Origin of the sequence: Streptomyces sp. NBC_01217 (genome assembly GCF_035994185.1) — a bacterium.
GTDB lineage: Bacteria > Actinomycetota > Actinomycetes > Streptomycetales > Streptomycetaceae > Streptomyces.
Genome location: NZ_CP108538.1, coordinates 325,396 through 348,262 on the forward strand (window position 1 = coordinate 325,396; position 22,867 = coordinate 348,262).

A 22,867-nucleotide genomic window follows, 5' to 3' on the forward strand; every position below is an offset into this window, starting at 1 on the left:
GGCGCGCTTCTGCCCGGGCGTTACGTCAGTTGCTCCCGCAGCCAGGACTGTTCCGCCCGGCTGGTGGCGCGGGCGACGAGAAGCATGCCGCGACGGTAGGGGTCATCGATGTCCTCGGCGCGGAGCGGGTGGTCGTCGTCGTGGAAGAAGCTCGCGGGCTGTTCCAGGAACTCCAGCCTCCGGCGCAGCACCGCGTGCCGGTCGGCGACTTCGGGAAGGTGGGAGAGGAAGGCCAGTACGGTGAAGTACCGGGTGCTGTCGCTGATGTCCAGCTCGCCGGGCTCCCGAAGCCGGCGCAGCAGTTCGGTGCGGCCGGTGGCCGTCAGGCTCAGGGTGTGCCGCTGGGCGGCCGAGGCGCCGGGTTCGGTTCGCCGGTCCAGCAGCCCGGAGTTGACGAGTCGGCTGATTGCCGGATAGAGGCTGCCGTCGCTGACCGGTCGGGAGTGGCCGGACAAGTGCGTGATGAGGCGGCGCAGTTGATATCCGTGCAGTGGCCCGTCGGCCAGGAATCCCAGGATCGCGAGTTCCAGCATGCTGCTACTCTCGCACATCGAAACGAGGTATCTCGAATCGAGGTAAGGGGTAGGGAAGGATGGAGTACACGGAGGAGTGGGTGACCGCGCGGGCACGGGATGCCTACCAGCACGGCCGGGCATCATTTGACGTACGGCCCGAGCGGACGGCGCTGCTGGTCATCGACATGCAGGACGAATTCACCCGACCCGGCTGGAGCCCCTACTGGGTGCCGGCGGCAACGCGAATGGCACCGAGGCTGCGCGGCCTGATCGAGACGTGCCGGGCCGCGTCCGTCCCGGTCATCTGGACCGTCCTCGACGACACGCATCTCGGACTCGACCGGCCGCACTCCCTGCAATACCTCCCGCACGCCGACACCGGCTGGCGCCGCCCGGGCCCGCCGAGGTGTGGGCCCCGATGGGCCACCGCGCCGACGAGGCCCTGATCCGCAAACCCTCGCTGCGGGCACGGTCCACGAGCATCGCGACCAGCTGCTCGTCACTCGCCGGCACGGCCACCGCCGCCGGCTCGCTGCCCGGTATCTGCTCGATGGTGGTGTCGCTCATCTGGCGTCTCCTTGATCATCGGATCCGCCGTTCATTGAACACTCCCCCCGCTCGGAGATCGTCGAGGCCCAATGGGTCGCCGAACGCCGTGGGCTCGCCCGCTTCCGCACCGAACAGTCTCCCTACTCCATCCTCGACCGCGGCATCGAGCGCGAGGTACTACCCACCTGCCGCCGCTACGGGATGGGCGTGTTCCCTCTGGAGCCCGCTCGCCGGCGGCATGCTCACCGGGCAATACCGCAAGGACCAGCAGAGCAACACCCACCGCAACACCTATGGGTTCGCGCACATGAGCAACGAGCGGCGCCTCGACGCGGTCGAAGCCCTCGTCCCGCTCGCCGACCAGGCCGGGCTTTCCCTGGCCCACATGGCGATGGCCTTCGTGCTCACCCACCCCGATGTCACATCGGCGCTGGTCGGCCCACGCACGATGGACCACCTCGACGACCTACTCGCCGGCGCCGAGGTCGTCCTGGGCGATGACCTCCTCGATGCCATCGTCCCCCCAGGGGACCGACGTCAGTCCCCTGGCTATGGCCTACCAACCGCCCGCCATCACCACGCCCTCGCAGCTCCGACGCCCACGTACCCAGCTCGCTGCCGTGACGACCTAATCCACCCCGGGCCACGACCGACGCCTGAGCGCTGCGTCCGCGCTCCCGTCACAACCGCCCGAAGCCGCGCTCCCCTGCTGTCTCATCCCGGAAGGCCCATCCCTGTGACCGCAACTGCACCTTCGACGGCGGCGACGAAGACGGCGTCAGCGAGGTAGAACCGCTCGGACAGAGGCATGGAGGCACCGGTGACGGCGTGGTGGGCGGTGTGGAAGTCGCGGATGCGGGTGTCGGGCTGGTCGATGCGGACCGCAGCGCCGCCAGGGGGGCCAGACGCGCGTCGTCGCCGCGTTCGATGCCGGCCGCCGCGGCGAGCAGGCCGATGACGCCGGTCTTGGTCGGGGCCGATTCGGTGGTGCGGCGGGTGAAGCGCGAGGAGGCCCCCAGGACTGCAGGGGGCCTGCCAGGCGAAGGGCAAGCACGCCGGTGCGGCTCATGCTGGCTTGTCCAGGCGTTCCGCGACCGCCCCGGCGACGGCGGCGGCCAGTTCGCGCAGCGTGCCCATCTCGGTGCCGAGTTCGGCGAGCTTGTGCGTGGCGGGACCAACCCGCAGCACCCACGTGAGCGTGCTCTCGGGGTCGCCGTAGGCGCGCTCGGCGTCTGCGGCGTAGGCGGCGAGCCGGTCGGCGGCCTCGCGCAGGTGCCCTTGGCCGTCGCTGCGGATGGGGTCCTCGAAGGCGGCGACCAGGCTGATCGGCCGGGTGGTGCGCAGCTTGACGAGGACGGCGTCGGGTTCGGTGTGACGGCCGAAGGTGTTGATCTTCCGGGTGGGCAGGGAGGCGACGAAGGCCTGCACGAACACCTCACCGGCGCGGCGTACCGGTTCGGTGCGCGGCTCGTCCTCACGCAGGCCTTGGCCGAGGTTGGCGGCGAGCTGGTGCACGCCCAGGGCGGCGTAGCAATAGAGACTGGCGGAGTTGAAGTCAACGGTGCCGATCATTCCGGCGCCGGTCTCTTCGTCGGTGTTCTCGTCGTCGACGGTCGTGTAGTAGTCGGACTCGTTGTCGACCCGGTGCACGCTCAAAGCGTGCGCGACCTGCGCGGCGTCGACGTTGATGTCGGCGACGTCGGCGACCATCCGGCCGAAGAGGGCGATGTCCACGGAGTGGCGCGCGTCCGCGAGCTGTTTGGCCCGGGCCTTGTTCTCCTTGGTCTTCACGAACACCGTGATGTCAGCTGCGCTCTCCAGGGCGAGGCGGGCCAAGGCGTCGAGCTGGCGGGAGCTGAAGAAGACCAGGTACTTGCTCTCGGGCGCCGGGGTGGGGCCAGCGTCCTTCTTCGCCTGCTCCGCCTTGCGTTTGGGGACCTCGGTCTTGAAGCCCGCCGCCTTGACGATCTCATCGGCGAGCGTCAGTGCCGTCTCCCGTTCGACCGCCGCGTCAAGACGGGCGATCTGCTCGGCCAGGAGGTGCTCGTCGTTGAAGAGGTGCGGATCGCCCGCTTCCACGCCTGGCTGGAGACCCGGGCGCGGGTCACTCCGCCATAGACGGCCATCTAGGGGCGCCGGTGTCGTCGCGGTTGAGGTTGCTGGGCGGGACCGTCTGCATCCCGACGGCAGGGGTGACCAGTGGACACCGTGACGCTGCTCCCCACACCCGCGAGGATGGCCCCCGGACACCTTCTGGAAGGTCACATGAGCACCGCTGCTCCCCGCACATGCGGGGATGATCCCCAGCTTGAGCGGCAGTCGGTGCAGCAGGCCAGCCGCTTTCCCCGACCGAACCGGAGAGCGAGGTAAAGCTCCGCACGGCGGCGGGCGGCCCGTTCGGCCGGACCTGGCCGGTCGCTGCGGCATTGTTGTTCGCCAGCTGCCTGCACCCTGCCCCGCGGCTGTCGCAACAGCCGCCATAATGGGGGCATGGCAGTCAGTGGGCAGTCCTCGTTGTCCGGAGCGGACGTGGCGGAGGATCTTGCGCTCTACCGGGAGAAGTTCCAGCGACGGCTGCCCGGCGCTCTGGAGGACCTGCGGGGGCCGGTCGAGGGTGTGGTCGAGCTGCCGGTGCATGTGGCGTGGTCCGGGATGAGCGCCTACGACCTCGGTAAGCCGCGTCAGCGCATGGGGCTCTACCGCACCGTCCTGCACGAGGGCCTGCGCGAGGACCTGCCCCACTACCTCAACCACGACCTCCTGCTGCAGCTGTGGCCGACCCTGCGCTCCTTGGTCGGGCGCACCGTGCGCACTGTGTGGGAGGACGCCTTCCCCCAGCTGGCCGCCCGGGGCCGGTCGGCGGCGTGAGGGATCTGCCCGAGCTGCACGCGCGGCTGCTGGCCGACGTGATCGCACTCGGCGCCCCTATCCCTTGGTCCTCACCGGCGGCTACGCGGTCCGGGCGCACCAGCTGGTGTCCCGGCCCAGTCAGGACCTGGACGTTGCGACCGAGAACCCGGCGCCCATGGCCGACATCGCGGCCGCAGTCGGTGAGGGGCTGGTGCAGCGAGGTTGGCGGGTGCGGTCGCTGGAGACGGCGCCGCTGTCCGCCCGCTTCACCGTGACCGACCCGGCCACCGGACAGGAGTGCGAAGTCGACATCCTCAAAGAGATCTTCTGGGGAGCCATCGCCCACACCGCCTACGGGCCCGTCCTCGCAGAGGAGGACGTGATCGGCACGAAGGTCCGCGCGCTGGCCGACCGCGGCGCGCCCCGGGACCTGATCGACGTGTCCGCCGCCTCACGGCGCTGGTCCACCATCGACCTCGAGGAGTTCGGCCGCCGCCACGCCCGCGGGCGCTTCGAGAAGGAAGACCTCCAGGCCAGCCTCGCGGGCGCCGAGTGGACCGACGACGACGCCTTCACCGCCTACGGCCTCGACGACACCGCCATCGAAGCCCTGCGCGCCTGGGCTGTTCACTGGGCCGACGACCTCGCAGCCCGCCTCCACGAAGACACCGGCTACGTCGACACCGACTGATCCGATGGCCCATTTCGACGAGGCTCTCCCTCTCCTGTTTCTGTGACAGGTCCGCGGCCGGTGGCGGGTGGTGTGGGGTCAAGGCCCGTTCCGCAGGGTATGCGGCATCGTCCGCGCAGCGTCCGCGATGATCGCCGCATCGCGCGCGTCGGTCTTGGCCTCACCGGCATACAGGTCAGCGATCCGTCGCATCGTCAGACCCGGTAGATAGGCGACGCGGCAGCCCTCGTCGCGGGCGACCGCCAGCGGCAGGGCCCCGATGGAGGCAGGCTGGTCGACCACCACCAGCACACTGCCGTGCTTGGCTCGCAGCTTGCTGAACACCTCGCGCAGCTTCGGCTCGGTGTTGGGCAGTCGCTTGTCGAAGACCCTCTTGCCGGACGGAGTCAGGGCGGTGGCGTGGTGCTCGCCCTTGCCGATGTCCAGACCCAGGTAGACGTCGATGTCATCCGTGTCGATCACGATCACTCTCCACAGCGGTCCGTGCCCTCCCCGGCCTACCCGCTGTCGGCGTACGGACTTCTCTCCCCAGCTGCGTACAGACGAACGTCCCCAGCTGTTTCTGATCCTGGTGCGCCATGCTGACTCCATGACAAGTAAGGGGTGGGGCATAGCGGCCGTGGCTTGGAGTGTGCTTGCTGTGCTGTTTCTGGGGATAACGGTGTCGGCCGGGGCTCTCGGGCTCGTGCGGCTGGGACTGGCTGGGGACGAAGTCCGGGTTCGTCTTTCACAGTGCCGGCTCGAAAGCAGCGGTCGAGGTGGAAGCCACGTCGAGTGCTCTGGTCGGCTTGTGGGCGACGTGAGCATGGACACCGTGACGGTGCGTTATGACGGCAAGCAAGGGGAGGTAGTGCCCGCGGCCAGAACGCCGTGGGGAACCTTTGAGGTGGTGGACAAGAGCTTCACGTCGTGGGGGACGGCAGTTCTGTATCCGCTCCTGCCTCTCGTCGCGGCGGCGTTGACGTCCTATCTCGCGTTGCGATCCGGCCGTCGCGGGAAGAGGCAGACCGCGCCAAGCGCCTCGTGAGACCTCTATGCCACTTCCGTCTCTCGCTCGATGGCCTTGAGTCGGTTCTTGAGCCGGTAGCTGGGGCCGTTGATGGAGATCACGTCGCAGTGGTGCAGGAGGCGGTCGAGGATGGCGGTGGCGAGGACTTCGTCGCCGAACACCTGTCCCCATTCGCTGAAGGTCTTGTTTGAGGTCAGGATGATCGAGCCCTTTTCATACCGCTTTGAGATGACCTGGAAGACCAGGTTCGCTTCTCCCAAGTGCGGCCCGTTCCTCATCCGACAACGTCAACTCGACCTTCGGCCGCCCCATCCGTGCCATGGAGCAAGCCTACACATCTACATGGAATTCCAGACTCAGAACACTAGGACGGCCGGGGAGCTCGCCTGTCCTTGCGCTGTGCCAGCTCGTCCTCGTCGACGAGGACGAGCATGGGCTTGCCGGGCTCGCACATCATCGTGACGACGAACCGACTCCGCACGTCCGTGCGGTTGTTGCCGTCCTGGTAGTGGATCACATCGCCTCCCGGCTCCCAGAACGCCTCCCCGGCCCGGATCACCCGCTCGGGCTCTCCCTCCAGCTCGAACAGCATCTCGCCCTCCAGCACGTAGCCGAAGGCCGGTCCGAAGTGCCGGTGCGGAGGTGTGCCGGGGTCTCCGGGGGGAAACTCGACCATCACGGTCATGACCTCTGCGCCCTCCGGAACGTGGGGCGGTTTCGCCTCCTGGATCACGGTGACTGCCGTCTTCCAGGCCTCGGACCGCTGCTCCTGATTCTCTGGAGGGTTTACCACCGGTTCGTTGTTCACCATCACGCCACCTCCGCATCCTGCCGACGCCGCAGACAGGCCATATCAGCAGATTACGCCGTCCCCGTGCAGGTCAGCCATTGCTGCTCCCCCGGGCCGCCGGGGTCCCATCTGCAACCGGGTCAGCGAAGCAGGACGGGGGCGAGCAGCCGCAGGTCTTCCAGTTGCCGGTCGAGTGTCTGCGCGATGGGCTGCACGGCGACGTGGTCGGCACCGGCCCGGTAGTGCGCTCCGATGTGCTCAGCCAGCGTCTCGGGATCGCCCCACGGGACGACCGCGTCGATGAGTGCGTCGCTGCCTCCGTCCTTGAAATCGGAGTCGGAGAAGCCCAGTTCGCGCAGGTTGTTCAGATAGTTGGGCAGCGACAGGTACAGGGCCGCGTACCCGCGGGCGGCGGCTCGTGCCCGCTCGGGGTCGGTGTCGACCACCACTGCCTGCTCGGGGACGAGGAGGGGATCGGGGCCGAGGGTCTCCCGGGCCCTGCGGGTGTGTTCGGGCGTGACGAAGTAGGTGTGCGCCCCCTGGCCCCGCGTCGCCGCGAGCTCCAGCATCCTCGGGCGCAAGGCAGCGAGCACGCGCGGCACCGGCTCGGGCACCGGAGCGCCGACGGGGGTCGCGTCCATGGCGTCGAGGTACGCCCGCATGGTGGACACCGGTTTGCCGTAGTCGTGCCCGCGGCCGCTGACAAGTGGCACGTGGCTGACGCCGAGCCCCAGCACGAAGCGGTTCTGCCACGCTTCGGAGAGCGTCCTGGCGCCGTTGGCCGCGGCGGTCGCGTCGCGTCCGTAGATGTTGGCGATGCCGGTGGCGATCATCAGGCGCTTGCTCGCGGACAACAGGACGGCCGCGTGGGTCAGCGCCTCCTTCCCGGTGGGGCCCTCGGCGAACCACAGCGTCCCGTAACCGAGTTCCTCGATGACGGCGACGGCACGCCGCTCGTCGTCCGCCGTCGCCTCGGACAACGACGAGAGCCACACGCCCGTGCGGCCCAGGCGCTGTTTGAGGGCGGGCAGGTCGACGGGAAGGGGAGGGTTTCCTTCAGTCATGCGTGTGCTCCTCGGTGTCCTTGGAGATGCTCATGAAATGGGAGTCCGATCGGTTCCCGGTACCGCCAGGGTCTTTCCGACACCGTGCGCCGGAAGCCCGTCCGTGAGCACCTCCCAGTCTGTCCTCGCTGTCCTGGTGCTGCCATGCGAAGTGGCCCCTGCGGTTCCGACGAGCGCCCTGCGACAGGGTACGCCGGTGATCACGGTCGCCGGGTGTGTGTGCGGGAGATGAGAAGGGAGACGTCGTCGTGGTCGCCCTCTCGGCGCAGCGCGCCCAGGAGGTGGTCGCAGGTGGCTTCGAGTGTGCGTTGCGGCTCGGCGAGGAGGTCGAGGAGGGTGTTCAGGCGGGTGTCGATGGGTTGGTCGCGGGTTTCGACGAGACCGTCGGTGTAGAGCAGCAGCTGGTCGCCGCCGCCGAGCTGCAGGATGGTCTGCTCGAACGTGGTGGCGCTGACTCCGAGCGGAGTTCCGGTGGGCAGGTCGACGAGTTCGGGCGGGCGGCCGGAGCGGGTCAGGACGGGCGGCAGGTGGCCTGCGAGTGCAATGGTGCATTGCATGCAATGCGGGTCGTATACGGCGTAGATGCAGGTGGCGAAGCCGGGGTCCAGGCCGTCGGCGATGTGGTCGAGGTGCAGAAGGACCTCCGCGGGGTCGAGATCGAGGTCGGCCAGGGTACGGGAGGCAGTCCGGAGCTGTCCCATGGTCGCGGCAGCGGTGATACCGCTGCCCATCACGTCGCCGATCACCAGGGCGGTCTTGTCCCCCGCCACGGGAATGGCGTCGAACCAGTCGCCGCCGACCTCCGCGGAGGCCTGGGCGGGCTGATAGCGGTAGGCGATCTCCAGGCCGGCCGGCTGAGGGAGCCGGTGGGTCATGAGGTGGCGTTGCAGGGTCAGGGCGGTGCGACGCTGGTTCTGGTACGAGCGGGCATTGTCGATGCACACCGCGGCGCGGGCAGCCAGCTCACCCGCCAGGACGACATCGTCGGGGTCGAACGGCAGCGGGTTGCGGGTGCGGCACAGGTCCATGGCACCCAGGACTTCCCCGCGGGCGATCAGCGGTACGGCCAGGTAGGCGTGTAGGCCCGCCTGGGCCAGGAGCACGGCTCCCCGCGGCTCGGCAGCGATGTGCCGCAGGTCCGCATGGGTCACCCGGTTCACCAGGACGGGACGGCCGGTGGTCACACACCGGGTGATGAGGCGGTCGGCGCCGTAGGCGGCGATGTGCCCGGTCGGGTCGGCCGCGGAGACGGCCTCGGTGGGGTAGGCAGCGGTGACTGCCAGCGCCCGGAACACGGCCGGCGCTCCGGGGGACACCGGGCTCGCCGGCCGGTCGTCGAGGACCGCGTCGAGGATGTCGACAGCGGCCAGGTCGGCCAGCTCGGGCACCAGGATGTCGGCCAGCTCCCGGGCGGTCTGTTCCACGTCCAAAGTGGTGCCCACCATCACCGACGCCCGGGCAATGGTCGCCAGCCGCTTGCGGGCATCGGCCGCTTCCACGCCGGCGCGGTGTTGGTCGGTCACATCCACCACCGACGCCGCCACGCCCAGAACCCGCCCCGCCGGGTCCTCGAGCCGGTAGTACGACACGGACCGGGCGATTTGCTCGCCGGGAACGGTCGGTGACCGGCCCACGATAAAGCGGTTGACCAACGGTCTGCCGGTGTCCAGAACCTGCTGCATCATCGACGCGACAGCCCCGGGATCGTCCAGGAACCGGAGGACCTTGTGGACGTCACAGCCGATGTGGTCGGCGGCCGACAGGCCGTTGAGATGCTCCAGCGCCGGGTTGACCATCACGTAGCGCAGGTCGGTGTCCAGGACCGCCAGCCCGATCGGGGACTGGGCCACCAGTCGCACCGACAGCGCCAGGTCCCGTTCCACTTCCCGCAAAGTGGCCTGATCGGTCGCGATGCCCAGGGCGTATGACTCTCCGTGCTCGTCCAGCAGCCGCATGTTGCGGAACTCCACCAGCCGCGTGGTGCCGTCCCTGTGCTGCACGGGGAACACCCCGGCCCAGCTCTCACCGCTGCTCATCACCTGCGCGAACAGGTGCAGGACGAGGTCGAAGTGTTCCGGGGCCACCAGCAGCTGGGCCGCGAACCGGCCCAGCGCTTCGTCCGCGGTCCAGCCGAACAGCTCCTCCGCCTGCGGACTCCACAGCGTGATGCGTCCCGAACTGTCCAGCACCACCGCCGCCACGCCCAGCACGTCCAGCAGCCCGCCGGGCTCGGTCGGGCCGACCCCCACCGAGCCCGGGCCCTGCGGGAACGCATCAGGGGCGCCCACAGGGCGCCTCTTCCCCATAATGCACGGCCATGCTCGACTCCCCGTCTCCCCCTCACCGGCTTCCCTTGTCCGCCTTCCATCCTCTCTCCCCGCGCGACCTAACACCGCGCGAGACTTCGGCGGGCGGAGAAGGACACGAAATGCAGTGCCCGCTCGCCGCAGCATTCGTCTCCGTATGCGATCACGGGCGCCCCGCGCGAGGATCGGATTACGGGCGGTGGTCCGGTCGCGCCCCGGCCCTTGTACAGGGTCGGACGCCCTTCCCCGGCGCTCCGGTCCGCTTCCCGGCACACGCCCGCCGACGGGGGCGGCTCGCACATCGGGCCCTCATCCGAGGGCCCGATTTCGCATGGTTCGGGGCGTGCTGGAGCTGTCCGTCTCGACGTTCTTCGACTGGTGGCACATCAAGGCGTGTCACAACCATTGACACCCCGAGAGATCAAGTGATCTATTCACTTTATGAGTCGCAGTGAGTTGTCGTTGTCCGAGCGCCTCGCGGACAACATCGTCGAGATCATCCGTTCGGAACACCTCGGCCCCGGGGATGCCCTGGAGTCCTCGCGAGACCTGGCGCGCCGCTTCGGGGTCACCACGCCCACGGTCCGCGAGGCGCTGCGCAGGCTGGAGGCCACGGATGTGGTGGAGTTCCGGCATGGTTCCGGTACGTATGTGGGGCCGGGCATAGGGCGCAGGCTGATGGCCAACCCGCACCTGCCGCGCAGTACCCGTGCTTCCGTGCTCGAACTGGTCAAGGCCCGGCTGGTACTCGAACCGGCCATCGCGGCCACCGCGGCGAGTGTCCGAGTGGCCGAAGCGGTACGGGAGTTGGAGGCCTCCTCCGCCAACGCACTGCATCCGCCCGAGGAGTCCCTGCGTCAATCGGTGCACTTCCATGTCGCCCTGGCCGCCGCCAGCGGCAACGCCCTGCTCCGGGAGACCGTCGAGGCCCTGCTCCAGGTCCGCGCACGGGACCAGGTGGAGATCCGTCACCGCTACAACGACCGGGCGCGGGACCACGCCGAGCATCTTGAGATCCTCGACGCCGTACGCGACGGCGACGCGGCATCGGCCGAGCAACTCACCCGCGCGCACCTGGTGTCGATCCGGGACGCGGTCCTCGCGGCCGACTTCCCCACCGATGAACCGGCGGACAGTCCGGCGGCCGGCCTGCCCGGCGAGTGGGAAGGCGGTCGGTCATGAGCTCCGGACGGCTCCTGCGGCTCGCCGAGATGACGACGGTCGAGGCCGCCGACGCGGTGACGTCCAGTCCGGTGGTGATCCTGCCGGCCGGCGCGTTCGAGCAGCACGGCCCGGGAATGCCACTGGCCACGGATTCCCTGCGCGCGGAGGCCGTGGCCGAGCGAGTGGCCGCGGGGCTGGCCGGCCGGGCGGTCATCGGCCCCTCCCTGCCGGTAGGCGTCTCCCCGCACCATCTGGCGTTCGCGGGCACCGTGACCCTGTCCACCACGACCTTCGCCACCGTGGTCCGGGAGTACGTCGACAGCCTCCACCGGCACGGCTGGCGGAAGATCCTCGTAATCACCGGTCACGGCGGCAACAACGCCGCCCTGACCACGGTGGCGCAGGACCTGCTCACCACCCGCCCCGGTCTTGAGTTCGCATGGACCCCACTGACCGCGCTGGCCTCCGACGTCGTAACCGGCATGCGCGTCAGCGAGGTCCACGGACACAGCGGTGAGGCCGAGACCGCGCAGATGCTGCACCTCGTACCCCGACTCGTGCACAGCGAACGTCTCGTACCCGGAGCGAGGACAGCCGCTGATCTCGATCCCCTCGCACGGCTCTCCCGGCACAGCGGCCACCCCACGCTCACGGTCGGCTACGACCGGCTCACCCCCAACGGTGTGCTCGGTGACCCGCGCCGCGCCACAGCCGCCCAGGGGCAGGCGATCGTGGACACCGCCGTGTCGCGGATCGTCGCCTTCGTCCAGGAGTGGCTGGACGCCTAGGAGGAGCCCACTTCCTCCCGCCTCCCCGCGGCCCCGACCTTCCCTGGCCGGCCCCGCGCCCCCTGCCTCTGCTCCCGTTCCTGTTTGCCGTTCCCGCTCTCCGTCACACACCAGCCGTACGCCCACAGGCCGTACGGCAGAAGGAGCCTGCCATGAAATGGACCTCGCACGACGTTCGGCGCCGAGCCCGGGACCGTGTCCTGCGGCGCACTGCCGTGGCCACGGCCGCACTCGCCCTCATCGGCGGGGTGTCGGTCCCCACCACAGCAGCGGCCGCCGCCCCCGGCGGCGCTGCGGCGAGCGGCTGCCGGCAGCCCGCCCCGCAACAGCCGGGCACGAGCCGGCTCCAGACCCTGACCAGCGGCGGGCTCGCCCGTACGTATCAGCTCCATCTGCCCGCCGACTACGCCGGGCACGACAACTGGCCCGTCGTCCTCGCCTTCCACGGCCGGGGCAACACCGGAGCCGGCACCGAGGAGTTCTCCGGCCTCTCCGGGCTCCCGGCGATCGTGGCGTACCCCGACGGCGTCGTGGGGACCGGTGACGGCGACCGGCAGGCCTGGCAGGGCGCGCCGTACGCCGCACCCGGCATCGACGACATCGCGTTCACCGGCGACCTGATCGACGAACTGGCCCGCACGCTCTGTGTCGACCGGCAACGGGTCTACGCCACCGGGAAGTCCAACGGCGCGGGCTTCACCGGTCTGCTCGCCTGCCGGATGGCCGACCGCATCGCCGCAATCGCACCGGTGGCAGGCGCCTTCTACCCCGCCACCGGCGAGGACTGCCGCCCGGCACGCCCGATGCCGGTCATCGACTTCCACGGCACGGGGGACGCCACGATCCCCTACGCCGGTGACGCCGACCGCGGTCTGCCCGCCATCCCCGACTGGACGGCCGCCTGGGCCGAGCGCAACAACTGCCACGCCCGCCCGCAGATCCGCACGATCGAGCCCGACATCACGGTCACCCGCCGGACCGGCTGCCGGCACGGCGCAGAGGTGCGTCACATCGCCATCACCGACGGCGGCCACACCTGGCCGGGCGCCGACAGCTACAGCGGCGGCGGCTACGTCACGCGAACCATCGAGGCGCACGAGGTGATGTGGCAGTTCCTGCGCCAGTACCGGACCCCGAGAAGCTTCCTCCGCTGACCCAGGAACCGAGTAGGAGCCGCTCATGAGCACCCCGACGACCCCCGCACCACCCGGCACACCGAACGTGGTGCCCGACGAACCCCGACTGCCTCTGATCATCCGCGCGATGGCGGTCATCGAACGCGCGGGCAACGCCCTGCCGCACCCGTTCTGGCTGTTCTGGATCCTGTCCGCCGTCCTCGCCGTCATCAGCGCCGTGCTGGCCACGATGGACGTCTCCGTCGTCTCACCGGCCGACGGCAAGACCGTGGTGGTGCAGAGCCTGCTGAGCGGCGACGGGCTGGCGATGGTGGTCTCGACGATGATCGAGAACTTCGCCACGTTCCCCCCGATGGCGACCATCGTCGTCGTCATCATGGGGGTCGCCGTCGCCGAACGCAGCGGCTTCCTGGCGGCGTTGATGCGGGTGGGCGTCTCGCGCATCCCCGCGGCTTGGGTCGTGTTCGCCGTGGCGTTCGCCGGCACCGTGGCGCATGTCGCCTCGGCCGCCGCGTACATCATTCTGGTGCCCCTCGGAGGGCTGGCCTTCCGGGCGGTGGGCCGCTCGCCGATCCTCGGCATCGTCGTCGCCTACACCGCGATCGCCTCCGGGTACGACGCGAGCCCGCTGCCCACCCCCAACGATGCCATCTTCGCGGGCATCACCACGGCTGCCGCGCAGATCGTCGGTGGCGACGAGGCGTACGTTTCCCCGCTGAGCAACTGGTTCTTCAACATCGTGTCCTCGCTGCTGCTGGCCGCCGTGATCACACTGATGACGAAGTTCGTGCTCAGCAAGCGCCTCGATCTCGACGCCGACCCGGACGCCGAACTCGACGACCTCGGGCGGCTGACCCTCCACGAGAAGGAGCGCTCGGCGCTGCGCCGCGCGCTCTGCACGCTGCTGGTGGTCGTCGCGGTGCTGACCGCGGTGATCCTGCCGGAGTCCTCACCGCTGCGGGGCGACGGCGGCAGCATCGTGGAATCGCCGTTCCTCGACGGCATAGCCGCTGTCGTCGCCTTCCTCTTCGGTCTGGTGGGCGTCGTCTACGGGCTGCGCTCGGGCTCGATCGCCAAGGCCGGGGACGTGCCGAAGCTGATGGGCCGGGGCATCATGCAGATGGCACCGGTGCTCGTTCTCTTCTTCGCCATCGCGCAGTTCCTCGCGTACTTCGACTGGACCCACCTCGGCGACGTGCTCGCGGTCAGGGCCGCAGAAGCACTGCAATCCAGCGGAATGCCGATCGTCGTCGTCTTTCTGCTGATCCTTCTCCTGTTGACGCTGGTGAACGTCATGGTCACCAGCGGCTCGGCGATGTGGGCCCTGGCAGCGCCGGTGCTGGTTCCGATGCTGATGCTCGTGAGCGTCCCTGCGGAGACGACGCAGGCGCTCTTCCGGATCGCGGACTCCGGCTCCACGGCCATCACGCCGATGAGTCCGTACTTCGTGATGGCGCTGGGCTTCCTCCAGCGGTACCGCAAGAGCGCGGGCATCGGCACGCTCGCCTCGTACACCCTGCCGCTGGCCGTCGCGATGACCGCTGCCTGGACGCTGTTGTTCCTCGCCTGGTGGGTTCTGGGCATTCCTCTGGGCCCGGGTGCCCCGGTCCGCTGACCTGCCATCCGCCCCGCCGAGATCCTCGGCGGGGCGGCTCGGCTACTCACCCGGATTTGTGTAGCCACCCCCACGCACAACACGTCCTCGGCCTTCTACTCTCCGCACCATGGGTTCCGTTCACCCAGCTGCCGGCGCGGAGGCCGGTGCATGCTGAAGAAGCAACCCGCCCGTTCGATTCTGCGACCCACCGCCCTCCTGCTCGTCGTGGCGATGTCCGTCGCCATGTCCGTGGCCCGGCCTGCGCCGTGAGGGGCGCTGGCTGCTCGGAACCGGTACTGCGGCGGCCACCTACCCCTCCGGGGTCGGTCCGTCCACGGCGGCTGTGACCGCCGAGCCGGACGGGACGTTCACCGTGCGGATCAACGCGGCGGACATCGGCACCGGGGCGCGGACCGCGATGACCCTGGTCGCCGCGGACGCGCTGGAGACGGGTCCGGACCGTGTCCGCGTACGCATCGGGGACAGCGATCTCGGTCCGGCGATGATCGCCGGGGGCTCGATGGGCACGCGCTCCTGGGCCTGGGCCGTTCGGCTCGCGGCGGGCGAACTGCGGGAGCGCCTGGCGCTGGGCGGCGGCATTCCGCCGGAGGGGATCACCGCCCGGTCGAACACCGCCGAGGCCATCGGCGCCCTCGCGAACAAGGAACGGCACTCCTTCGGCGCCCAGTTCGCCGAAGTCGCGGTGGATGTCGCCACCGGTGAGGTGCGTGTACGACGGCTGCTCGGCATCTACGCCGCGGGCACCATCGTCAACCCGCTCACCGCACGCAGCCAGCTCATCGGCGGAATGACCTGGGGGCTGTCGATGGCCCTCCACGAGGAGGCGATCAGGGACCGGGCCTCCGGCGGCCATGTCGGCGCCGACCTCGCCGGCTATCACTTCGCCGCGCACGCCGACGTGCCGCTCATCGAGGCGGACTGGGTGGACGACCCCGACCCGGACGACCCGGTCGGGATCAAGGGCATCGGCGAGATCGGCGTCGTGGGCGTCGCCGCCGCGATCGCCAACGCGGTGTGGCACGCGACCGGTGTATGCCACCGGGACCTGCCGATCCGCCCCGACCGCGTCCTGCTGGCGGCGGACGAAGCCGGGCGTGGGGCCGCGGAGGGAGCCCGGGGTGCTTGACATCGCCGAGGAGCTGAACCGCTGGTTCGAGGAGGGCCGGGACTTCGCCGTCGCCACCGTCGTGGCCGTCGGCGGCAGCGCGCCGCGCGGTCCCGGCGCCGCCCTGGCCGTCGACGGTCACGGCACCGCCATCGGTTCCGTCTCCGGCGGTTGCGTGGAAGGTGCGGTGTACGAGCTGTGCGTCCAGGCGCTCCGGGACGGCCGGACGGTGCGCGAACGCTTCGGATACAGCGACGAGGACGCCTTCGCGGTGGGGCTCGCCTGCGGCGGCGTCATCGACGTCCTGGTCACGCCGGTGCGCGCGGACGCGCCGGCGTTCCGGGCAGGGGTGTCGGCCGCGGCCCGGGGAGAGGTCGCGGCACTCGCCAGGGTGGCCCGGGGCCCGGCCGAACTGCTCGGCAGGGCGCTGCTCGTCCACCCCGACGGATCGTACGAGGGCAGCCTCGACGGGCATCCGGACCTGGACCTCACGGCGGCGGCGGAAGCCCGCGCGATGCTGGACACCGGCCGCACCGGCACCGTCGAGATCGCGGAGGACGGTTCGCGCTGCCCGGGGGGCGTGACGCTGTTCGTGGAGTCGAGGGTGACTCCGCCCCGGATGATCGTCTTCGGTGCAGTGGACTTCGCGACGGCGCTCGTACGGGCGGGGAAGTTCCTCGGCTACCACGTGACCGTGTGCGACGCCCGGCCGGTCTTCGCCACCCGCGCCCGTTTCCCCGAGGCCGACGACCTGGTGGTCGACTGGCCGCACCGCTACCTGCGGCGCACCGAGACCGACTAACGAACCATCCTGTGTGTGCTCACCCATGACGCCAAGTTCGACGTTCCTCTGCTGGAGACGGCCCTGCGGCTGCCGGTGGCGTTCGTGGGCGCGATGGGCTCGCGCCGTACCCACGAGGACCGTAACCGGCGCCTGCGTGAAGTCGGTGTGACCAAGCGCGAGTTGGCCCGCCTGCGCTCCCCCATCGGCCTCGACCTCGGCGCCCGTACTCCCGAGGAGACCGCCCTGTCCATCGCGGCGGAGATCGTCGCGGTCCGCCGGGGCGGGACGGGGATTGCGCTGACCGGTTCGGGAACGCCCATTCACCATGACGTGGACGGGAGGGAGGAGGGCACGGCCCGCTCCCGAGCGGCGGCGTGCCCCTGCTCGGGAGCGGACCGGTTCAACGCCGCAACAGCACTTCCGCGGCTGCGCATTCCTCCAGGAGGTCGAGGCCGGTCACCTGAGCGGGCACGGGCCGGTGGTGACCAAGAGTCCTGCCTCCCTATGGCCGGCAGGGCGGGAGGCGGGTCTGCGGCTGCCCTTGCCGCGCCCGCCCCCACACCCGCCTATGGCCCGGCCAACTCGTCAGGCGTTGGGGTCGAACGGGATATTTGCCGGCTTGGCCTTTTCGAGGTGGTAGTTGAAATTGCCGTCCTTGAGGCCGAAGACGGCGCTGCCGAAGTCGGCCTGGGTCAGCTTGTCCCGCAGGCCTGCGGGGAAGCCGTTCCAGCCGACCAGGCTGGGGAACTGCCACCCGTGGTAGTGGTTCTCCGGCGGCTCGTCATTGGAGGTCGCGGGGCGGAAGCAGTGCGTGCTGATGCCGTCCTTGTGGTAGACGATCTTTGGGTGTGTTCCGTCCCACCGGATCTGGTCGCGGCCGTAGACGTTGAAGTTGCCGTGGGCGGAGGTGGATACGTAGCGGGCCTCGTTGTCCTGCACCCACACGACGACGTGCTCCCAGTCGTGCCTGTGCCCGCCGAGCCCACTGCCGGCCACGGCCTGGTCCTTCTCGAAATAGAGCCCGTACATGATGGCGCACCAGCCGTTGTTGCACTTGTAGCGGGCGTATCCGTTGGTGTTGTCGAGGTCCCAGGAGTCACGACACTGGCCGTTGACGGCCCCGGTGGTGTTGAGGCCAGGTGCTACGGCCCCGTCGGAGCCTATGGCGGGAGTGGGGTAGCAGCCGTCCGTGTCGTAGTCGTACGCGGGTTGGAACGTCTGCTCCAGTCCGTCCGCGTTCGCGGGCAAGGCGGTGGGCGGGTCGGCGAAAGCGCTGCCGGAAGCGGCGATGACCAGCGCGATGGCGCTGCCGATGACGAGCGAGACCTTGCGGATCGGTGCTCTGTTGTTCACTGCGTCCTCCTGGTCGACGTGTGGCGGGGGCACACGACTGTGATTGGCATGCCCATCACAACCAGATTGAATCCCGCGACACCCGGGCCGAGCGCCATCAGATGACGAAGCGATGAAGGGTCGACCAATACTCGGGCAGGAGGCGCAAGCGAGGGCGCCGGGGGCCGGGTCGTACCCGGGACGGGCGGCGGCGGGGGTTCTACTACGTGAACAGAATGCCGATTCCCGTAGGGATAGTTGAGGCACATTCGACACCAATGCCGCCACCAAGGTCACCTACCTGAACAGGTTTCACTGTCCAGAACCTTGAGGCCCGTCGACGACCGGTGTTAGGTGTAGGCACCAACACCAACTCCGCTCACCGACACCTGAGTTGCGGGGTCCGCGCCGGACCGCTGGGCCCGGCGCGCGAGCCGCAGCGCGGATTCGTCATGCCTGGAGGCAGTTCCGTTGACAACGAACATGACCCGTCGTGACTTCACCCGTCTCGTCGCAGTGCCCGCGCTCGGCTCGCTCGCAGGCCCGGCGGCAACTCCGGCGCAGGCCGCCGAGCACCGCACCGGCAACGCCCGCAGCCGTCCGGTCCGCGCCATGCGACGTGCGGCGGTCTTCATGGACGAGCACGTGTCCCACCGGGGCGCATACGTGTGGAGCTACCTGCCCGATCTCTCCACCACCTGGGGCGAGATGCAGGCCAGGCGCACCATGTGCTGGGTCCAACCTCCCGGCACCCCCAGCGTCGGGCACAGCCTGCTGGACGCGTACCACGCCACGGGCGACGAGGCCCACTACCGTGCGGCCGAACGCACCGGACTCGCACTGGTCGACGCCCAACTCCCGGTCGGGGGCTGGAACTACATCCACGACTTCGCCGGCAAGGCCTCACTGCGCGACTGGTACTCCACCATCGGCGCGAACGGCTGGCGGCTCGAGGAGTTCCAGCACTTCTACGGCAACGCCACCTTCGACGACGCGGGCACCTCCAGCGCGGCCCAGCTGATCCTGCGCCTGTACGTGGAGCGGCGGCACACGAAGTTCAGGGCGGCCCTGAACCGGGTCATCGACTTCCTGCTGAAGGCACAGCTGCGCGGTGGTCCGGCGGACGGCGGATGGCCCCAGCGCTTCCCGTCGTTCTCCGGTGCTGTCCGTGACATGCCCTGGCCCGAACAGCGGCCCTCCTGGCTACCGGCGGATGTCCAGCACGGCATGGAGGACGGCGACTACACACCGCATGTCACCTTCAACGACGACGTGCTGGGCGAGAACATCAAATTCCTCCTCATGTGCGCCTCGGTGCTCGGCCGGCGCGACCTCAACCGTCCGGTGCTTCGGGCGATGGCCTGCCTGCATCGGCTGCAACAGCCCGGGCCGCAGGCCGGATGGGGGCTGCAGCACCTCGCGTACCCGGTCGGAGGCCGTCCCGCGGGCGCCCCGGCCAGTGCCCGCTCGTACGAGCCGCGCGCCCTGACCACCCACACCACGCAGACGAACATCCGTCAGCTGTTCCACTACTTCCGGCTCACCGGCGATCCCGCCTACCTGCGGCGCGTGCCCGAGGCCATCGCATGGCTGGAATCCTGCCCGCTCAGCAGCGAACAGAAGCAGGGGAACCCACTGCTGAAGAACGCCACGCACCCGACCTTCGTGGAGCTGGGCACCAATCGCGCCCGTTTCACACATCGCTTCGGATCCAACATCCGCAACGGCGCCTACTACTACGACTACGACCACCGCAACACCCTGAGTCACTACTCCGGCGGACGCTCCATCGACGTCGAAGGGCTCAAGGCGACGTACGACGAGCTGATGGCTCTGAGCCGTGCGGAGATCGCCGATCTACGGGCCAGGTCACCGCTCACACCCGGCCGGCCGGGCGAGCTGCCGACCTACTTCAGCATCCGAGACCTCGACCTGACGGACCTCTTCCGCGACGCACCGCTCGCGCTGCCCACGGTGACCGCCGCTCAGGCGGATGCCCTGGTCGCGGACCTGGGAGACAAGGACCACTGGCTCACCCCCATCGGGACCACCACCAACCCCTACCACGGCCAGCCCTCCACCCTCCCGTACGACGGCACGGCCTACATGAGCAAGAACGTCGGTGACACGTACGACACCTCGCCGTACAACCCGGCGGACCCGCCGGCCGAAGCGCCCTACCAGCCGCACGAGAGCACCCTGGGGATCACCTCCGCGGCCTACACGGCCAACATGGCCAGGCTCATCGCGTACGTGTCCGCCTGACCGGCCCCTTGCCGCTCCGATCACCCCGCCTGCCGTCCGCGTTGCGCGGGGTGGTCCCGGCAGGGCCGGGGTGAGTGCCCGGGCGCGGCGGCTGCCTAGTGCAGCCTCCAGGTGAACTTGCCGCCGCCCACCCATCGGACCACGCCCGGGTCATCGAGGTCGTGAATGTGGATGCCCGCGGCCATGGCGGTGGTGAGCACGTCCGTCATCGACGTTGCCGCGCTGACGACCTCCCCGTCGATCTCCACAAGGCGGAAGGGCGGATCACCCGGCTGCACTCTCAGCACGGTGATCCGGGGCGTCGACGTTCGAGGGCTGGCACTTTCGGTCATGCCTGATCGGTTCCACGCCACGGTCGGCAATATGCCGGTCGGCAGGATGGGTGATGCGTCTTCGCATGACATCACCCCGGCGGCCGAACCGGGTGCGGGCCCGGCCGGGGCCGGATACAGCGGCCGCACCGCCCGCCCGGGTCAGCCGCGTACCGGTCCGGACCTTCTGCCGTTGTGCCGCCCGCGGTCGCGGTGGTCGAGCATCGCCCGCCGGATCTCGGCGGCCGTGGCCCGTGCGTGGTCCGATGTGGCAGCCCGGTCGGCGCCCGAGGGAACGAAGCTGTCCCTGGGCCGTCGGCAGCTGCCGCACGCGGTGTCGGTGGTGATGAGGCAGCCGTCCTCGCACTGCGGGTTGGGGCAGGAACCCGCACACAGCAGCTGCTCCGCGATCTGCCGGGCACTCCACAGACGCCCGCCTTCCTCGTTCTTCTCGTGGATCGCGTGGGCCCAGCGGAGATTCCATCGGCGTTCGAGCCGGTCCAGGAGCTGGTCGGCGCTGCACCGGGTCAGCTCCTGATGGATCAGTTCGGGAAGGGAGGACGGAAGACGGTGACCCAGCGCCTGCATCAGCTGCTGGGGGAACGCCTGGAGGACGTATCCGACCGGGTCGCTCCCCGCCCTCTCCCGCCATTTCCGGCACCCGCACCCGCCCTCGGGCGGCAGTGGTGCCCGGCAACGGCCGCACAGACCACGGCAGTCGAGACAGAGACCGCCGTCGAGCCCGTCCAGATGCGGCGCCGGGGCCCGGCCGCATTCACGGCAGCAGGCAGCACACGGGCCGCAGAGCCGTTCGTTGCCGATACTGGTCGTCCAGGGCCGTTGCTGGCAGCGGCAGCAGCGGCCCGTGGTGCAGTGGTCGTGGCGAGCGGCGCCCGAATCGCGTCCGAGGGGCGGAAAAGACATGGCGGCGCGCTCCAGGTCCTCGGGGAGGTGCGAGGTCCCGGCGCAAGGGTCCTGTGCGGACCCGCCTCCGGTGCCTCTGTGTCACCTCGGACCGTTTCATCCCCGCGTGCCGGGCGTCCCCGGATGTCGGCAACGTGCTGCCGACTGTTCAGGACGATGATCTTCTCTTCGTGAAGTCGGTTCGCATCGGCCCGGTTGCGGATCACATCCGATCACCTCCGAAGTCAGGGCTTGAGGCTGCTGACGACGTCGGCCGTGGCTGTCAGGCCGTTCTGAATGGTCGGCCCCATGCTCGTGCCCGCGAGGAAGAACCCGAGCATGGCGCAGACCAGGGCGTGCGAGACCTTCAGCCCCCCGTTGCGGAGAAAGAGCACCGCAAGGATCAGCAGAAGCAGCACCAGTGAGATCGAAATGGCCATGGCCAACCTCCTCCGCCGCGCCGGAATGCGGCATTAGGCCGCCAGTGTGGCGTAGCGAAGAGGCCATCCGGCGGACCGGCGTGTCCGCCAAACGGGTGTTGACTGGCTGTCACTCCGAACGGTGTGTCCGCGTCCGGTCAGCCGCCGAGGCGGGCGGTCCCGGTCCGGGTGTCGCTGTCGTGTGTACGCAGGAAGTGTTCGAGCCCTGCCAGGTCGTCGGTGTTGAGGTGGTCGACCCCGGCGGCCAGCAGCTCGGTCCACACGGCGTCCCGCTCCGCTCCCGCGACATCGGGCGTGGCCCAGAAGCGGACGCGTTGGCCGCTCCGGTGTGCCGTGGCGACGAGCGAGCGCAGTTTGTTCCGTTCGGCCGCGGGGAAGGGGCCCGCACCCAGCCAGCTGAAGTGGTCGCTCCAGCTGCTGCTGATGAGCGGGATGAACGAGGCGGTGGCCGCGGTCCCGAGGTCGTCCGTCCGGCCGTCGTAGAAGGCGTACCGCGTGCGCTGCGCCTCCATCGGGACGCGGGCGGCGCGGTCGCCGGAGATGACAGGTGTGATCGCGCCGGGCCGCACCCGCCCGTGGTGGTACGCCGTCAGCATCTGCCGGTAGCCCCGGAGCTGCCGGTCGAGTTCGAGGTAGGCGGCCGCCCCGTCGGTCTTGATGTCGATCAGCAGCTGCACGGGGTCGCGGTAGCCGGGGTGGACCGTGCCGTGGTTGGCCCGGACCCTGGCCAGCAGCGGGTCGAGATAGAGCGAGGCGAGGGTACGGGTGGGGTCGAGGTCGGTGGCCTCGTGGGCGACCAGCAGTTCCCCGTCCACGAGGAAGACGTCCGCCTCGACGCTGGTGAAGCCGTGGGCGAGCGCGTCGTGGAGGGGGTGCGTGTGCAGGTAGTCGTTGTGCGCGTGGGCCCGGCGCAGCGGTCGCGGGCGGTGACGGCCTGCGGCCGACGGCGCGGCGGATGCCTCGGACGCGGTGACCGTCTGCAGGGACAGCACTGCGCCTGTGGCCACGGTGGCGAGCGCGGTGGTGACGACGCTTCGGCGGGTGGGGAATGTCATGGATTCTCCCGGGAGCGAAGGGCGATCGGAGGATCGGACGGACGGTCGGACGCGACCGAGTATGCGACCGCGATCCCTGCGCTGGGCAGGCACTTCGCAAGAGTTGAGCGGGTCGTCGCCCACCCGTCGACTGCTGTTCCCCTGGCCGGACTCGCCCTCGGCGACACGGCACTCGGCCCCATCGGGCCGGAG

At 69.8% G+C, this 22,867-nt stretch carries 17 protein-coding genes and 8 pseudogenes; 12 read left to right on the forward strand and 13 right to left on the reverse strand.

Annotated elements, in window-relative coordinates; translation table 11 throughout:
- Positions 1-20: 20 nt before the first annotated feature.
- Positions 21-533, reverse strand: coding sequence for a PadR family transcriptional regulator (locus tag OG507_RS01165; RefSeq protein WP_327365219.1), 513 nt, complete (start codon positions 531-533; stop codon positions 21-23).
- 59 nt (positions 534-592) lie between these two features.
- Between OG507_RS01165 and OG507_RS01170 the strand changes: the two genes are divergently transcribed.
- Entirely contained in the window at positions 593-961 is a 369-nt protein-coding gene (locus OG507_RS01170; protein WP_327365220.1) for an isochorismatase family protein, read from the forward strand.
- 166 nt (positions 962-1,127) lie between these two features.
- Positions 1,128-1,696 (forward strand): annotated as a pseudogene (locus tag OG507_RS01175) (aldo/keto reductase); the annotation flags it as partial.
- Between the two features lie 118 nt (positions 1,697-1,814).
- Here OG507_RS01175 and cas5e read toward each other — a convergent pair.
- Together cas5e and cas7e are read right to left on the reverse strand one after the other, a co-directional pair.
- Positions 1,815-2,133: pseudogene (gene cas5e, locus OG507_RS01180) on the reverse strand (type I-E CRISPR-associated protein Cas5/CasD); the annotation flags it as partial.
- A pseudogene (gene cas7e / locus OG507_RS01185) lies at positions 2,130-3,243 on the reverse strand (type I-E CRISPR-associated protein Cas7/Cse4/CasC). The pseudogenes cas7e and cas5e, both read right to left, overlap by 4 nt.
- Before the next feature lie 311 nt (positions 3,244-3,554).
- Here cas7e and OG507_RS01190 point away from each other — a divergent pair.
- Together OG507_RS01190 and OG507_RS01195 are read left to right on the forward strand one after the other, a co-directional pair.
- Positions 3,555-3,932, forward strand: a complete 378-nt coding sequence (locus OG507_RS01190; protein ID WP_327365221.1) for a hypothetical protein — start codon at positions 3,555-3,557, stop codon at positions 3,930-3,932.
- Positions 3,929-4,605, forward strand: a pseudogene (locus OG507_RS01195) (nucleotidyl transferase AbiEii/AbiGii toxin family protein). Before OG507_RS01190 ends, OG507_RS01195 begins: the two are co-directional and overlap by 4 nt.
- Positions 4,606-4,695: 90 nt before the next feature.
- Here OG507_RS01195 and OG507_RS01200 read toward each other — a convergent pair.
- Positions 4,696-5,067 (reverse strand): annotated as a pseudogene (locus OG507_RS01200) (IS110 family transposase); the annotation flags it as partial.
- Positions 5,068-5,194: 127 nt separating this feature from the next.
- Between OG507_RS01200 and OG507_RS01205 the strand changes: the two are divergent.
- Complete coding sequence (locus OG507_RS01205; RefSeq protein WP_327365222.1) at positions 5,195-5,632, forward strand: hypothetical protein; 438 nt, start codon at positions 5,195-5,197, stop codon at positions 5,630-5,632.
- A 5-nt stretch (positions 5,633-5,637) separates the two neighbouring features.
- Here OG507_RS01205 and OG507_RS01210 read toward each other — a convergent pair.
- The 4 genes and pseudogenes from OG507_RS01210 to OG507_RS01225 all read right to left on the reverse strand — a co-directional run.
- Positions 5,638-5,868 (reverse strand): annotated as a pseudogene (locus tag OG507_RS01210) (ATP-binding protein); the annotation flags it as partial.
- 110 nt (positions 5,869-5,978) lie between these two features.
- On the reverse strand, positions 5,979-6,425 hold the full coding sequence (locus OG507_RS01215) for a cupin domain-containing protein (protein WP_327365223.1): 447 nt from the start codon (positions 6,423-6,425) through the stop codon (positions 5,979-5,981).
- Positions 6,426-6,544: 119 nt separating this feature from the next.
- Positions 6,545-7,468 (reverse strand): TIGR03620 family F420-dependent LLM class oxidoreductase, encoded by a 924-nt coding sequence (locus OG507_RS01220; RefSeq protein WP_327365225.1) that lies wholly within the window; start codon positions 7,466-7,468, stop codon positions 6,545-6,547.
- A 200-nt stretch (positions 7,469-7,668) separates the two neighbouring features.
- The gene (locus OG507_RS01225; protein WP_327365227.1) at positions 7,669-9,756 is read right to left on the reverse strand and encodes a SpoIIE family protein phosphatase; all 2,088 of its coding nucleotides are present in this window, start codon (positions 9,754-9,756) and stop codon (positions 7,669-7,671) included.
- A gap of 459 nt (positions 9,757-10,215) precedes the next feature.
- Between OG507_RS01225 and OG507_RS01230 the strand changes: the two genes are divergently transcribed.
- The 6 genes and pseudogenes from OG507_RS01230 to OG507_RS01255 form a co-directional block, all read left to right on the forward strand.
- The gene (locus OG507_RS01230) at positions 10,216-10,956 is read left to right on the forward strand and encodes a FadR/GntR family transcriptional regulator (protein ID WP_327365228.1); all 741 of its coding nucleotides are present in this window, start codon (positions 10,216-10,218) and stop codon (positions 10,954-10,956) included.
- Positions 10,953-11,726 (forward strand): creatininase family protein, encoded by a 774-nt coding sequence (locus OG507_RS01235; protein ID WP_327365229.1) that lies wholly within the window; start codon positions 10,953-10,955, stop codon positions 11,724-11,726. The genes OG507_RS01230 and OG507_RS01235 overlap by 4 nt, the downstream gene beginning before the upstream one ends.
- Before the next feature lie 152 nt (positions 11,727-11,878).
- A complete protein-coding gene (locus OG507_RS01240) occupies positions 11,879-12,880 on the forward strand; it encodes an alpha/beta hydrolase family esterase (RefSeq protein ID WP_327365230.1) in 1,002 nt (333 codons plus the stop codon).
- A gap of 25 nt (positions 12,881-12,905) precedes the next feature.
- The gene (locus OG507_RS01245) at positions 12,906-14,477 is read left to right on the forward strand and encodes an AbgT family transporter (protein ID WP_327365231.1); all 1,572 of its coding nucleotides are present in this window, start codon (positions 12,906-12,908) and stop codon (positions 14,475-14,477) included.
- A gap of 229 nt (positions 14,478-14,706) precedes the next feature.
- Positions 14,707-15,606, forward strand: a pseudogene (locus OG507_RS01250) (xanthine dehydrogenase family protein molybdopterin-binding subunit); the annotation flags it as partial.
- Positions 15,599-16,723: pseudogene (locus OG507_RS01255) on the forward strand (XdhC family protein); the annotation flags it as partial. The pseudogenes OG507_RS01250 and OG507_RS01255, both read left to right, overlap by 8 nt.
- Positions 16,724-16,954: 231 nt before the next feature.
- Here OG507_RS01255 and OG507_RS01260 read toward each other — a convergent pair.
- Positions 16,955-17,722 (reverse strand): NPP1 family protein, encoded by a 768-nt coding sequence (locus OG507_RS01260; RefSeq protein ID WP_327365232.1) that lies wholly within the window; start codon positions 17,720-17,722, stop codon positions 16,955-16,957.
- 462 nt (positions 17,723-18,184) lie between these two features.
- Here OG507_RS01260 and OG507_RS01265 point away from each other — a divergent pair, with 462 nt between their 5' ends.
- Entirely contained in the window at positions 18,185-19,966 is a 1,782-nt protein-coding gene (locus OG507_RS01265; protein ID WP_327365233.1) for a pectate lyase, read from the forward strand.
- A gap of 95 nt (positions 19,967-20,061) precedes the next feature.
- Here the strand turns inward: OG507_RS01265 and OG507_RS01270 are convergent, their stop codons facing one another.
- From OG507_RS01270 to OG507_RS01285, 4 genes are all read right to left on the reverse strand, one after another.
- Positions 20,062-20,298 carry a hypothetical protein gene (locus OG507_RS01270; protein WP_327365234.1) on the reverse strand — a complete coding sequence of 79 codons (237 nt, stop codon included), beginning with the start codon at positions 20,296-20,298 and terminating at the stop codon, positions 20,062-20,064.
- A gap of 141 nt (positions 20,299-20,439) precedes the next feature.
- On the reverse strand, positions 20,440-21,201 hold the full coding sequence (locus tag OG507_RS01275) for a hypothetical protein (protein ID WP_327365235.1): 762 nt from the start codon (positions 21,199-21,201) through the stop codon (positions 20,440-20,442).
- 224 nt (positions 21,202-21,425) lie between these two features.
- A complete protein-coding gene (locus tag OG507_RS01280; protein WP_327365236.1) occupies positions 21,426-21,620 on the reverse strand; it encodes a hypothetical protein in 195 nt (64 codons plus the stop codon).
- Between the two features lie 137 nt (positions 21,621-21,757).
- Entirely contained in the window at positions 21,758-22,675 is a 918-nt protein-coding gene (locus OG507_RS01285; protein WP_327365237.1) for a phosphatidylinositol-specific phospholipase C/glycerophosphodiester phosphodiesterase family protein, read from the reverse strand.
- Positions 22,676-22,867: the final 192 nt, after the last annotated feature.